This is a genomic window from Pseudoalteromonas sp. bablab_jr010, assembly GCF_016464105.1.
GTDB classification, from domain to species: Bacteria; Pseudomonadota; Gammaproteobacteria; order Enterobacterales; family Alteromonadaceae; genus Pseudoalteromonas; species Pseudoalteromonas simplex.
On sequence record NZ_JACDWV010000148.1, the window covers coordinates 239,781 to 254,354 of the forward strand.

Sequence of the window (14,574 nt, forward strand, 5' to 3'; positions counted from 1 at the left end):
CAGGTAAATTCTAACTCTTTTACAGCTAATAAACAGCCTTTTCGATGAAATCATTTTAAGCTTTTCAGCTATTTGGTCATCTATTCACAAAATATAGATATAAATGGCCATTACTGGCCATATCGGAGCACAATTATTCACATTATTTTTTCTGGTCAGTCCAGAGGAAGCTACCAATTGCAGGTAAAAGTAGTACTGCACCCAACATGTTAACCAAAAACATGAAGGTTAAAAGAATACCCATATCCACTTGGAACTTCAGATCAGAGAAAATCCATGTGCTAACACCAATGGCTAAGGTAATACCTGTGAACAGCACTGCACTACCTCGCTCTGCTAATGCATTACGATAAGCGACTTCCAGTGCCACACCTTGTTTTAGCTGCCCCATCATTGATGAAAGTATGTAAATCCCGTAATCGACACCAATACCAACACCTAAAGCGATAACTGGTAATGTCGACACTGTTAAACCTATTTCAAGTTGTACCATCAACGCTTGTGCTAAGGTTGATACGATGTACAGAGGTAATACAACCGCGACCGTTGCCTTCACACTTCTAAAGCTAATTAAGCATAGCAGGATTACGGCGCCGTAAACGTAAAGCATCATAGGTAGCTGTGCAGCTGATACCGATTCGTTCGTTGCGGCCATAACACCGACAGGGCCTGACGCTAGCTTAAACTTTAATTCATCGGTTTCTTCTGCCTTAGCAAACTCTTTAACTTTCGCTACCACATGATCAATCGTTTCTGCTTTGTGGTCATTTAAGAAAATAATCACTGGCATTACTGAGCAGTTACCATCGAGTAAACCTGAGCTTGTTTCAACCCGTGAAGTAGCTTGCACTAAACTTGCCGTATTGCGCGGCAGGCTTTGCCATTTTAAGTTCCCTTCGTTAAAGCCGGCATTAACTGACTGTGCAACTGAGCTTAAGCTCACAGCCGATTGTACCCCGGCAACGTTTTCCATCTGCCATTGGAAACGACTAATACGCTCCATAACATCATGCTCCGTACACGCAGCAGGATACGCTTCTACAATCACTTTTAGGATATCTGAAGAAATAGTGTATTTATCAGAAATCAAAAAGGTGTCTTGGTTATAGCGGGCATCTTGGTGCAAAGATGGCGCACCAGCATGTAAGTCACCAATACGCATTTTGTCAGCTTGCCAGTATCCCACTGCAAATAACACAGCCGTAAAGGCGATAATAAAACCCGCCGTTTTACGGTCTGTCGCTTTTACTAATAGCTCGCGTAACTTGTCTAGTAGATTTGGTTTGTCTGTGTGAGTACCTGCTTGAATATGCACAGAGCCTTCAAAGCGCATGTACGATGCCCATACAGGTAATAAAATTAAATTAGTGAAAATAATTACCGCTACACCCAAACTTGCTGTGATAGCAAGTTCACGAATAATACCAATATCAATGGTGAGTAAAGTTAAAAAACCAATTGTGTCTGATAGCAGTGCAATACCACCCGGGATCAGAAGTGCTCTAAAGCTTGCCTGACAGCAAACCCGAGTTGAACTACCCGTAGACACTTTTTTGCCGATGTCATTGATCATTTGCACGCCATGGCTTACACCAATCGCAAACACTAAAAACGGCACTAAAATTGACATAGGATCTAAACCGAAGCCTAAGCTTGAAAGCAAGCCTAACTGCCAAACAACGGCAATGATTGAACAGGCAATCGGTAAAATTGTCAGTTTTAAAGAGTGGCAGAACAGCCAAACCATCACAAATGTGAAAGCAATGGCAATAGCAAAGAATAGCAGTACGCCCTTAGCGCCCTCTGCGACATCCCCTGCCATTTTGGCAAAACCGATAATATGAATACTAACCTTGTCCGTACTGAGCGGTTCACGAACTTGCGTTTCTAGCTTTTCTGCAAATGCTAAAGTGTCGAGTTTTTCTTGCGTTTGTGGATCAGTCTCAAGTAGCTGAGCGGTTACCATTGCACACGAATAGTCACTGGCAATCATACGGCCAACGACTTTTGCTTTTTCGATGTTTTCTTTTACAACCGCAAGACCACGTTTATCAGCAGTGAAGTTTGCCGGAATAATTGGACCGCCAGCAAAACCATCTTCAACTACTTCAACAAAACGCGCACTCGGTGCAAAGATTGAATTAACTAACGGGCGATTTACACCTGGAATAAAGTAAAGCTGATCATGAACTGCTTTAAGTTGGGTGAAAAATTCCTCATTAAAAATATCACCATCTGCATCACAGACTGAAATTAAAATGCTGTTAGCTCCGCCAAACTGTTTTTCATGTTTGGTGTAAACTTTCATGTAGTCATGATTAAGCGGAATATTTTTATTAAACGACGCGTCTAATTGAATTTGTGTTGCTTTGAATAATAAGAAACAAGTGATCAAAGCAAAGGAAATAATTGCGAATAAGCGATGACGAAACACCGCTCTTTCTAAAATATCTAAAAAACCACGCATTACGGATTCAACTCCTTCACTTTAATGCCATTTTCTGAAGCCATAATTAGTTTGTCTTGAAACACAACACCATCAAGTAACGATTTACCATCGGCCATTTGTTGTTCTGATAATTGGCCATCCTCAATTTGGAATATCACCCCGCTATTGGCAAATAATAACCACTGGTTGTTGTATTTAATCGCGCTATTTACGGTTGCATAATTGTCGTGTGGTATTTGTTGCCACTGTTCGCTGCCTGCTTGGCGAGTGAAAATGTTGCCTCGAAGGCCTGCAACTAGGTCTTCCCCACCTTGATCCGCAGTTGACGCAAACGTAAAGAAAGAGCCCATATATATCTCCTCAAGACGCTGCCAGGTTTGACCATTGTCGACACTTTGTGCCATTAAACCCATTTCACCGGCTAGAAATAGACTCTCATCGGTTTTAACGATGCGATTAAAGTGCGGCAGTATTGAAGCAGTTTCAATTTCATAGCCTTCTGGGTCACTGTCTTTTAAATCATTGAGGTATTCACGGTCTTCTTCAAATAACAGGCTATCTAAAAAACGTTTCTGCCAAGTTTGGCCACCATCGTTAGTTTCATAAAACATTCCATATGCACCGACTGCATACCCTTGTTTGTCTGTAGTAAATAAAATGTCTAAACATGGCTTATCCATGTTTGGTAATGATTGCTGTAATTGCCACGTTTTACCTGCATCTACGGTATTGATGATGGTAGCATCATGGCCGCATGCCCAACCTAAATCGCTATTATAAAAATCAACGGCTGTTAGCAGCACTTGAGTAGGCACACTGGCTTGTTGCCAGGTTTGAGCGTCTGTACTTGTGATAACCACACCGTGTTTGCCAACTGCAATGAGATTTGGGCCAGCTAGTTCAATGTCGGTGAGAAGAGTTTTGTTTGCGTTAACAGCGCTAATGGCTTGTTGTGGCATAGGCATGTCTTGAGCAAAACATGAAGCACTATAAGCAAGACAGGCATAAAGCAAATACTTCATAAAGATAAATCGCCTTCGAAAAAATAAAAAGAGAAGTCAAAAAAGTCACTGGGAAACCTAATGCGTGTACTGATGACTTACGCGAATTGCAAAAGGCACCTGGAGTCAGGTGCCTTAAATGGATTAACGACCTTCGCGGCGTAATGCGCTTGAAGTAAACTCGTTATCGTTGAATGATTGTGAGAAATCATACATTTTTTCTTGGTTGTCTAAACCAATTGCTAAATAACGACGAGAGTTAAGGTCATGATAAACTTCTAACGTACTCCAATGAGTTGGTACTTCATAGTAGTTAAGACCATGCGCCATCGCTACACGATACATTTGATCACGGTTATCATAGATATCCGCTACATGTACTTGCCAGCTATCCTCGTCAATATAAAAGACACGTTTCTTATAAATATGACGCGTGCCCTCTTTTAGGTTCGCTTCAACCACCCAAACACGGTGTTTTTCATAACGAACATGCTCAGGGTTGATATGACCTGCTTGTAGAATATCATCGTAGCTTAGTTTGTCGCTGTGAAGCTTGTAGCTGTTATAAGGAATATAAAGCTCTTGCTTACCTTTTAATGTCCAGTTGTAACGATTCGGAGAACCATTGAACATATCAAAGTCATCAGTCGTACGTAAGCTATCAGCGGCTGTTCCCGGTGCATCGTAGGCAACATTTGGAGCACGACGAACACGACGCTGGCCTGAATTGTATGTCCATGCTTGGCGTGGTGTTAAAATTTGGTCCATCGTTTCATGTACTAATAACGCAGTACCGGCAAGACGAGCAGGCTCAGTTACCTTTTGCTTAAACTTAAACAAGATATTAGATTCTTGAAGCTTCTCAGGTGTTGCTTCAGGTGATGAGTACTCAACTAAAAGTTGCTCATCAAAACCTACATAGTTATATGAACCAGAGGCTGTCGGTGCAGCTTGACCACCAGAACGTTCAATTGATAGGCCACGGAATCGCAACAAGTGGTTCCAAATAGCTTCTAAACCATCTTTAGGAATTGGGAAAGGTACACCCACAGCGGTATTTTTAATACCGTTACCACCTTCAACTAATTCAGCTGTCGTCGCATATTTTTTAGTTGCATCATATACAAACTGTGGATATGACGCACTACGACGGGTTGGGTAAATGTTCATTTTGAACGTATCAGGATAGGTATTGAATAATTCAATTTGACCTGGGCTCAAGTAGTCTTTGTACTGGGCAACGTTCGATTTATCAATCGTGAATAAAATTTTATCATCAGCATATGGATCTGGATGGTGCATACCCGGTTTGTAACCTGCTGGCGGTGTTGTGATACCACCATCCCAAGCTGGAATAGAACCGTCTTTATTCGCTGCTTTTTCAGCGCCAATTGGCGTTAAATCACTGCCTAAACGTGCCGCTTCATCAGCGGTAATTTTTGCAAGTACACTTGAGCTTGCGAAAACGCCGCAAAACGCTGCAGCAATGAGGGTAGGTTTTCTAATAATCATAATTTACCCTTAGATTGAATATTTAATATTAAATGAAACATAATCGCGATCAGAGAAAGTATTCGTCGCGCCACCACCCCAGAATGAGTTGTAGCTAAAGTCGAATGACCACGCATTTTGATAATTGAAGTTCATAGTAACACCGAGTGATTTACGGTCTTCAATAAATAAATACATTGGATCTGGTGTAATACCATTCACATCGTGTGAGAAAACAAAACGAGGTGAGAAGTTTACGCCACTAAAAATATTGTAGTAATCACCCTTAGCGATAAGGCGATAGCCCCATGCAGACGCTGTTGGGAATGGGTTTGTTTCAGGACCATTAGACAGACCTAGGTGAAGTGTTGAATAATCATCACTTAATGGGCCTTGCATAATGCCGCTTCGACCAGTACCGGAAACGTTTAAACGGAGCTCGTCATAATCCGGCATATCGTTAATTCTAACGCCACCAACTTCACCAACTACCGCCCAGCTATCAGCACCTAATGATGGACCAAATAAGTGTGTTGCAGTAAATTGTAATTGAGCAGTGTTACGAAGAATAAATCCTTGTGCTACTTCACCAGGACCTACAACGCTAGTTGCATCACCCGGACTCATTTGCGAAATACCTGCAAAATCAGGGCGAATACCTGCAACAGCCAATTGCTCTGGCATACCCGCGTAAAGTAACTCTACGTCATCAATTTGCAGAGGCTCATCTTGACGGAAAGCAAATTCACCAGAAAAAGCCGTTTCACCAATTGATGTATTGAAGCTCAAGCCATAAAGCTTAATGTCTTCTGGGTATTCTAGCTGGCCTTTGGTAAATGCTTGTAAACTAGTTACATTATCTTCAGTGATATCTGTTGTTAATAACATACCGATATCAGCAGCGATTGCCGCATCAGTGAAGTTTGATACCTGGCCTGAAATCACAGGACGACGGCTATGGTAGTTAATGTGGTATAACGCTACTTCAGTATCGTTTAACTCAGGTAAAAACATACCCAAGCGTAAACCGTATTGACCACCATCATCAGGTTCATTTTTACCTGCACCGCCCTTACCTTTCAACGCAACTTTGGTTGGGTAAGCGAGATACATTTGCGACATCATCGCTATGCCTTGTGCTGATGTAGGGTCAACACCTTGCGAGCGAACAATATCATCTAAATTATTTAAGCTTTCTGTTAAGAATGCTAAATCGATATCTGGGTTAGACGTGAAGCCTAATTGAATATTCTGCTGATAGCCATTTTCCGACGCGAAATCGTTCGTCGAAAAGTAAGTACCAGCCGCTGGAAGGCGTGTTTCATGCCATTCATATTGGTAGAAACCTTCTAGCGTTAAGTTATCTGTGATGCCTAGTGATGCCCAAAGCATACCAACAGGTATGAAAGCTTCTTTTAACTCTGCACCTGGCGCTTTTAATCGATCGATATCAACAGGGTTAACGTTAATACCATGAGAAATCAAAGTACTCTCACCCCAGTTCACAACTTGTTGGCCTAAACGAATAGACAGCGGGTTACGGCCTTCATTTAAATCAAAATTTGCCCAAACATAAGCGTCAAGTAAACGTAAATCAGCACATACTTGTTCTTTAGTGTCGTCATCATCACAAGGGTCAACTTTTTTACCCGACGTTGGATTGGTATAAGCAAAGTCACCATCCATTAAGGCAAAATCATAAAAATACATAAAGCGAGTGAAGAAACCAAAGTTATCTTTACTGATAGAAAGCTCATGAGTGCCTTTTAATAACTTTGAAAATGAATCTCCACTATCAAAGTTTAAGTTTCCGGCATCACCATTATTTGAGTAAGCACCTGGTTGGTTCCAAACATCAGCTGAAGAATAAATAGGGTTTAGAGCTGAGTGATAACCCGTCCAATCAAATGATGGATTATTACTTTTACCTATGTGTTGAAAGTCTCGGTCTTCAACACGAATGCTTTGACCATAAGAGAAGTTAGAGTCAAAACGTATGTCAAAGTCACCTAACTCGAAATTAGCCGCGTGCAAAGATGTGCTTGAGAGACCTAGAGTTGCTGCTGCAAGCCCCAAAGCTATTTTGTTTTTAACAAAAAGCGATCGTTTTATCATTGTGTTCATCCCCCTGTAACGGGTTGTTTTGTGATCAAATTGTTGTTTTTAGTATCTTTCTAACGATAGAAGCGAAACAGTAAAATTACAATATAGAACGCGTCTAATCGGTTAATATTTATTTAAAAATGTGACGTTTACGTATTGGTAAGACGTCATACCAGATAATTTATACACGTAAATTAACAATAGAACAAATCGAATTAACAAAAATATAATAAATTTAGCGAATTGGGGATAGATAAAATTAGTGTTTTTTATGAAAAATCATCAAAAAAAAGCAGCCGTAGCTGCTTTTTTAACTAATTTTCTCGAGTTTTAAAAACTGATTTTCAGACGTTAATGTCAGCCTAAAGCGCCCTCTTATTCCTAGCGAAGAAATAAAAGGACGCAAATGGTGAGCATCAAAGCGAACTGTCTTGCCACCATCCTCTGTGACTTGCACTGATTTATATTTACCATGGTAATAATCAAGACATTCCGAGTAACTCAGATACAAGGCAAAATAATATTCTGTCATTAACTTTCGAGTGCTTTCTCTACTTTTTCAAACAGATCATCACTAAGGCCATCTAAATCAGCTAAACGTTGCAATTGTGCTTTCATTGCCGCTGAACGATTTTCATCATAGCGTTTCCATGACATAAAAGGTGTCAGCATGCGCGATGCATTTTGCGGGTTAATATCATTTAGTTTCACTAATAAGTCACCTAATAGCTGGTACCCTTCACCATCAGCTCGGTGGAACTGAGTGATATTAAAGTGACTAAAGCTACCAACCAAAGCACGCACACGGTTAGGGTTACCAAAGTCAAAACTTGGATGATCATAAAGCGCTTTGATATCACTGATACTCGTTGCTGAATCTTTCATCGCTTGCAGTGCAAACCATTTATCCATAACGAGTACATCATGACGCCATTTAGCATCAAACTCTGTTAAAAGCGTATCACATAGTGAGTGATTTGCTTTTACAACAGCACTTAATGCAGCAAGGGCATTGGTCATATTATTACTGTGGACTGACTCTCTGATGCGGCTATTAACATCGCTGTGATTTGTTTTCGCTAAATAGTATAAACAAAGTTGCTTAAGAGCACGTACTGCAACGGCTGTAGCGGATGTTGAACCATCATCTTCAAGCACGTTATAACAATTAACCAATGATTCTGTTAGGAAGTTGGCAATTTGCGATTCAAATGCATTTTGTACAGCAATAATGTCATCAACAGGGATGACAGCATATTCTGCTGCAAGAGTATCGTAGCTAGGCAGTTTTAACAGCTCCGCAATCAATGCAAGGTCACCTTCACGATTATCAACTAGTAGCTTTAATGCCGACAAGATATCATCAGATAAGCAAGCTTCACCACTGGCAATCGCTGCTTTCATTTCATTAGTAAATAAACGCTGCTGAGCATCCCAACGTGAAAAGTCACTGCGAGCAAAACGCATAATATGTAACAGATCAGCGGCAGATGTATTTTGATTAACAATGCATGGCGCAGAGAAATCTTCGAGTAGCACTGCTACTGGGCGCTGTTTAATACCTTCGAAAACAAACTGCTGCGTTTTTTCAGTGACATTCAATACAGAATCTTGCGGCTGATTATCAATCACAAGAGGTAATGACTGCCCTTCACTATCTAAAAGCTCAATAGCAAAAGGAATGTGCAGTAAGGCATTGTTAGGCTGATTATCAGGTGCAAACTGCTCAATGCTTAATGTGAAAGTCTGGTTTTGTTCATCATACGCCTGCTCTACATTGAGCTTAGGTGTACCCGCTTGACTATACCAACGCTTAAATTGTGTTAAATCAATGCCAGACGCATCACTCATGGCTGCAACAAAATCATCACAAGTAACTGCTTGTCCGTCATGGCGCTCGAAATACAATGCCATGCCTTGTTGGAACTTTTCTTCTCCAAGTAAGGTGTGCATCATACGAATAACTTCAGCTCCTTTGTCATACACAGTCACTGTATAAAAGTTATTCATTTCAATGACTTTTTCTGGGCGAATTGGGTGCGCCATCGGCCCTGCATCTTCACTAAACTGGTGAGTACGCATGACTTTAACGGCATCAATACGATTAAGCGCACGTGAACCTAAGTCGCTACTAAACTCTTGGTCACGGAAAACCGTTAAGCCTTCTTTTAACGACAGTTGGAACCAGTCACGGCAAGTCACACGGTTGCCGGTCCAGTTATGGAAGTACTCGTGCCCTACAATAGATTCAATCGTATGGTAATCTTTGTCTGTGGCTGTTTCTTGATTCGCCAGAACACATTTAGAGTTAAAGATATTCAGGCCTTTATTTTCCATTGCGCCCATGTTGAAGAAATCAACGGCAACAATCATGTAAATATCTAAATCGTATTCAAGGTTAAAGCGCTCTTCATCCCATTGCATTGATTTCTTTAAAGAGGTCATGGCATGAGGCGTTTTTGATAAATTACCTTTATCAACAAACAAAGCTAATTCAACTTTTCGTCCAGACTGCGTCGTGTAATGGTCACGTAATACGTCAAAATCACCGGCGACTAATGCAAATAAGTAGCTAGGCTTTTTAAATGGGTCTTGCCATTTTACAAAATGACGACCGTCATCTAAGTTACCTGATTCAATTTGGTTACCATTAGACAGCAAGTGAGTGTACTTTTTGTCGGCAATAATTGTGACATCAAAGCTGGCAAGTACGTCTGGGCGGTCAAGGTAGTAAGTAATCTTTCTAAACCCTTCAGCCTCACATTGTGTACAGTAAGCACCACCCGACAAGTACAAACCTTCTAACGAAGTATTCGTTTGGGGAACAATATGGTTTTCAATTTTCAGAATAAAGCTTTCAGGTAAGTTATGAATGATCAGCTTTTCATCTTCAAGCGTGTAATCATCATACGCTTTGTCATCAACCATCAATGAAATTAGCGTTAAATCAACACCATCAAGCAAAAGATCTGCATTGCTTTCATCGGTACGATTGATTGTCATGGTTGACTGCACTGATGTTTTTAAAGGGGCTAATTCGAAGCGTAAATCGATGTGTTTGATTGAGAATTGTGGGGCTTGGTAATCTTTTAAATATTGAGCTTGAGGTTTACTCGTAGCAGACATTACTGACTCCAAATGGCCCTGCTTAGCAGGGCCTAAATAGTTTATTCGGCGTTAGCTTCTTGTTTAAGATGTTTTGGGGTAATACGTAAAATTTTAATACCAAAATAGGCATAAACAACCGCTAAGAATGGATTAATTAAATTAAAGAACGCGTACATTGCATAGTCAAATGGATTGATTAGTAAAACACTTTGCATATAGGCACCACAGGTATTCCAAGGAATAAGTGGGCTAGTAATTGTGCCACCATCTTCTAATGTGCGAGATAAATTTACAGGCTTTAAACCACGTTTTTCATATTCGTCTTTAAACATACGTCCAGGAACAACAATCGCGATATATTGGTCAGCTGCAACCGCATTGGTACCAATACACGTTGCAATCGTTGCTGTGATAAGAGAGCCCGTGCTTTTAGCAATTTTTAAGATGCTCTTAACGAACATATCAAGTAAGCCAGTTTTTTCCATGATAGCGCCAAACATCAAGGCCGTCATAATCAGCCAAGTGGTTGTTAACATGCCAGCCATACCACCACCGCTCAATAATGAATCCATTTTTTCATCGCCAGTGTCGATGCTGAAACCATCAAAGAACGTTGTCCAAACTAATTTGAAGTAACCAATTGCTTGGCCTTGTGATGCATCAATTTGGCTATTGATTAAATCAGATTGAAATAACATAGCCCAAATCGCGCCTAGCACCGCACCAATTGAAATAGCTGGGAAAGCTGGCATCTTACGAATTGCTAAAAACAACAACACCACCAGTGGCACTAGCATTTCAAAACCAATATTAAAGTTTTGCTCTAATAAATTAACGATTTCATCAATACGGCCCGCTTCTGTTGAACCACCGGCATTAAAGCCCATAAAGATAAAAATAATTAACGCAATAATGAAGCTTGGCACCGTAGTCCAAAGCATGTGATGAATATGCTCAAATAAATCAGCCCCAGCCACTGCTGGCGCTAGGTTTGTTGTTTCAGAAAGCGGGCTTAATTTATCACCAAAGTAGGCACCAGAAATGACCGCGCCTGCTGTAACAACTTGTTCAAGACCAAGACCAGTTGCAACACCTAATAACGCCACACCGATAGTCGCAGCTGTGGTCCAAGAGCTACCAATACTCATAGCCACAATGCCACAAATCAAGCAGCTAGCGGCATAGAACCAGCTAGGATTGATAATTTGTAAGCCATAGTAAATTAGAGTGGGTACAGTTCCTGATAACAGCCAAGTACCGATTAAGGCACCCACCATTAACAGTATAATGATTGCTCCAAGGGATAAGGTGATCCCCTCAATCATGGCTTGTTCTAGTTTCTTCCAGGTGTAACCATTTTTTAAGCCAATTAATGCCGCGGTAAATGTAGCGAATAATAAAGCGATTTGGTTAGGACCAGATGATGAGTTATCACCGAATAAATAAACAGCAGCGCCTAGTAGGCACACGAGCACAGTAATTGGGATTAAGGCATCTAAAAAACTGGCCTGTTTAATTGGCTTCTCTTCAATTGAATTCAAAAGATAGTCTCCTACACGTCTTATGTGGCGTGTTTAATTATTATTGTAAGCTTTGAAGCAAAACTTCAGTGGCCTTATGCAGCCAGATTTTGTGATTATACCAATCTAACCTGTTTTAGGTAGCAAAAAAGGCGCTTAAGCGCCTTTTTATTAATCAATATTGCTAATTAATTGCTAATTATTTCTTAGCGATACGACCATATTTTATATAATCTTGGGTGATTAATGCCGCTTCTTCTAAGAAAGGGTCTAGCTCGTCAAGGCTATCAGGTAAATCGTCAAGCTTCTCAACTGGCTTTTCACCAAGGCGAACAAGTCGTTCATTAGCACGTTCTAACGCGCGTTCTTCACCTTCGTCTTTCTCTTTTAGACGCGTCGCTTCAACCAATGAGATAGTCTTACGGTCTTTCTCTTCTTGATAGCGTTTAATGTCAGCAAATACATAGCCAAACTCAGGCTCGTCTGCAATACGGGCATCATGAAGCTTATTAACGTAAGCAATCGCTGGTTTGAGGTTATCAACAGAGTTGTACTTAGCACGTATGATGCTATCCCAAGGTAGCGCGTTGTCTTGTTGACTCTCACCCCACTCTGATGGCTCAATTGCCGATGGGAATGACACATCTGGGATCACGCCTTTGTGCTGTGTGCTTCCGCCGTTAATTCGGTAGAATTTTGCAATGGTATACTGCACGCTACCTAATGGGTGGTCGTATAGGTCATAAGCACGGCCAAGTGGTTTATGCTGCTGTACAGTTCCCTTACCAAAGGTTTGCTCACCAATCACAATTGCACGGCCATAATCTTGCATTGCTGCTGCAAAAATTTCTGAGGCAGACGCACTGTAGCGATCAACTAACACTGTCAGTGGGCCATCGTAAAAAGTGACACCATCACGGTCTTTTTGCTCTTCAATACGATTATTTAGCGTATGAATTTGTACTACAGGACCTTGATCGATAAATAAGCCAGAAAGTTGCGTCGCTTCGTAAAGTGAGCCACCGCCGTTTTGACGTAAATCAATGATGATACCGTCAACTTTGGCTTCTTTTAATTTTGCAATTTCAACTTTTACGTCTTGCGATAAATTGTTATAGAAACCAGGGATTTCAATCACACCAATTTTGCTGGTTAAGTCTGAATATTTTGCTTCAAATACTTCAGATTTTGCAGCACGGTCTTCTAAGCGAATTTTATCACGCGTGATTTCAACCACTTTTGGTGTACCGTGAGCATCCGCCCCTTTTAAGTATTGCAGGCGAACTTTTGTCCCTTTCGGGCCTTTGATTAAATCAACGACGTCATCTAAACGCCAGCCAATCACATCAACAAACTCTTCACCTTCTTGCGCAACACCAATAATACGGTCATCTGCCTTTATTTGTTCAGACTTATCAGCCGGTCCGCCTGGGACTAAGCTACGGATTACCGTGTAATCTTCGTCATAGCTAAGCACCGCACCAATACCTTCTAACTCAAGATCCATGTCCATCTTGAATTGCTCAGCGCGACGAGGTGATAAATAAGAGGTATGCGCTTCAATGCTTCGTGCGAATGAGTTCATCACAATTTGAAAAGCATCTTCACTGTTCGTTTGTACTAAACGCTTTTGCGCGTTGTGGTAGCGCTTGGTCAAGACTTCTTTAATGCCTTGCCAATCTTTACCAGTCATTTTTAATCGTAAAGCATCGTATTTAACGCGCTGACGCCAAAGTTCATCAAGCTCAGCTTGGCTTGTTGCCCACTCAGCGTCTTCACGGTCAAACAGGTACTCATCTTCTTTATCGAACTTCATTTCGTTTTCAAGTAACGATAAAGAATAGTCATAGCGTTCAAAACGACGTTTTAAACTTAAATTAAAAATATCAAAAGCAAATCCCAATTTACCTGTCGACAATGCATTATCAAACTGGTCTTTATATTGCTCAAACGAGGCAATATCAGAGGCTAAAAACACATTTTTATTGTAGTCGAGAGATTCAATGTAACGATCAAAAACCTTCTCAGATAATTCATCGTTAAATTTAATTGGTTTGTAGTGTGCACGAGTAAATAAGTTTGTCACCCGTTTGCTTGCCGTACTATGTTGGCTTTCTTGCTTGAGTACTGGCAGGTCTTTTTCAGTCAAATTGTCTGAAGATGCCAATAATGAACCTGAAAACAGGGCAGCGACTAACGGAATGAGCGTAAACTTTTTACTCATACACAACTCCTTTATTTTTTACAGCTATTAAATGATATACAGGCTGTCTGCTTTGGTCTTAACTTGCATCCCTGTTACTAACTCAACGTGAACTTCATCTTTATTCACTTCAGTAATAACCGCGTTTACAAGTGCTTGGCCAAGTTTAACTTTAACTTTGCTATTAACCTTGACCTCTGAGGCAGGTAAAGGTTCAACTTTTCCTGAACGTTTTGCAGGAGCAGCTTTAGCAGGCTTATTATTTACTTTAGCGCCTTTTTCGCCAGATTTAGCGTGGTGGCCACTATTCTTTTTGTAAGATTTTGTGTCACCGTCTTTACGTGGACGTTGTGGCTTCTTACGCTTTGCCATTTTAGCGCGGCTTTCTTCTAACGCTTTTTGTGCGTGCTCAATGTGCTCTTGTTCTACTTTTTCATCTTGATTACCATCAAGATCGATACGGAACTCAGACTTAGTCACAGCTTCTAAATAGCGCCAGTTTGAGGTGTACTTTCTTAGTGCTTGACGAACCTGAGTTTTACTTACTTTCTCAGAACCTTCAATACGCTCAGCGATATCTTTAAAGATACCTACTTTAAGCGGCTGAATACCGTCTTTTTGTTTAAAACATTGTGGAAATTCTTGGTATAAGAAATCCAATACTTCATTAATATCTTTTAGCTTGTTTGTGGTTTCCAT

9 protein-coding genes are annotated in these 14,574 nt (G+C 40.7%); all 9 read right to left on the bottom strand.

The window, feature by feature from the left end; all coding sequences use genetic code 11:
- Positions 1-142 precede the first annotated feature (142 nt).
- The 9 genes from JIG37_RS14515 to proQ all read right to left on the bottom strand — a co-directional run bounded on the left by JIG37_RS14515 (position 143) and on the right by proQ (position 14,574).
- The gene (locus tag JIG37_RS14515; RefSeq protein ID WP_166340267.1) at positions 143-2,467 is read right to left on the bottom strand and encodes an MMPL family transporter; all 2,325 of its coding nucleotides are present in this window, start codon (positions 2,465-2,467) and stop codon (positions 143-145) included.
- On the bottom strand, positions 2,467-3,471 hold the full coding sequence (locus tag JIG37_RS14520; protein WP_199529677.1) for a YCF48-related protein: 1,005 nt from the start codon (positions 3,469-3,471) through the stop codon (positions 2,467-2,469). Before JIG37_RS14520 ends, JIG37_RS14515 begins: the two co-directional genes overlap by 1 nt.
- Before the next feature lie 123 nt (positions 3,472-3,594).
- Positions 3,595-4,959 (bottom strand): DUF1329 domain-containing protein, encoded by a 1,365-nt coding sequence (locus JIG37_RS14525; protein WP_138600718.1) that lies wholly within the window; start codon positions 4,957-4,959, stop codon positions 3,595-3,597.
- 12 nt (positions 4,960-4,971) lie between these two features.
- A complete protein-coding gene (locus JIG37_RS14530) occupies positions 4,972-7,056 on the bottom strand; it encodes a DUF1302 domain-containing protein (RefSeq protein ID WP_054551392.1) in 2,085 nt (694 codons plus the stop codon).
- 298 nt (positions 7,057-7,354) lie between these two features.
- Positions 7,355-7,576: a DUF2835 domain-containing protein gene (locus tag JIG37_RS14535; protein WP_082389168.1), complete on the bottom strand. Its 222-nt coding sequence runs from the start codon at positions 7,574-7,576 to the stop codon at positions 7,355-7,357.
- Positions 7,576-10,170: an aminopeptidase N gene (gene pepN / locus JIG37_RS14540; RefSeq protein ID WP_199529678.1), complete on the bottom strand. Its 2,595-nt coding sequence runs from the start codon at positions 10,168-10,170 to the stop codon at positions 7,576-7,578. Before pepN ends, JIG37_RS14535 begins: the two co-directional genes overlap by 1 nt.
- 41 nt (positions 10,171-10,211) lie before the next feature.
- A complete protein-coding gene (gene nhaC / locus JIG37_RS14545; protein WP_054551394.1) occupies positions 10,212-11,693 on the bottom strand; it encodes a Na+/H+ antiporter NhaC in 1,482 nt (493 codons plus the stop codon).
- A gap of 178 nt (positions 11,694-11,871) precedes the next feature.
- Positions 11,872-13,896 (bottom strand): carboxy terminal-processing peptidase, encoded by a 2,025-nt coding sequence (prc, locus tag JIG37_RS14550; protein WP_199529679.1) that lies wholly within the window; start codon positions 13,894-13,896, stop codon positions 11,872-11,874.
- 27 nt (positions 13,897-13,923) lie between these two features.
- Positions 13,924-14,574 (bottom strand): RNA chaperone ProQ, encoded by a 651-nt coding sequence (gene proQ, locus JIG37_RS14555; RefSeq protein WP_054551396.1) that lies wholly within the window; start codon positions 14,572-14,574, stop codon positions 13,924-13,926.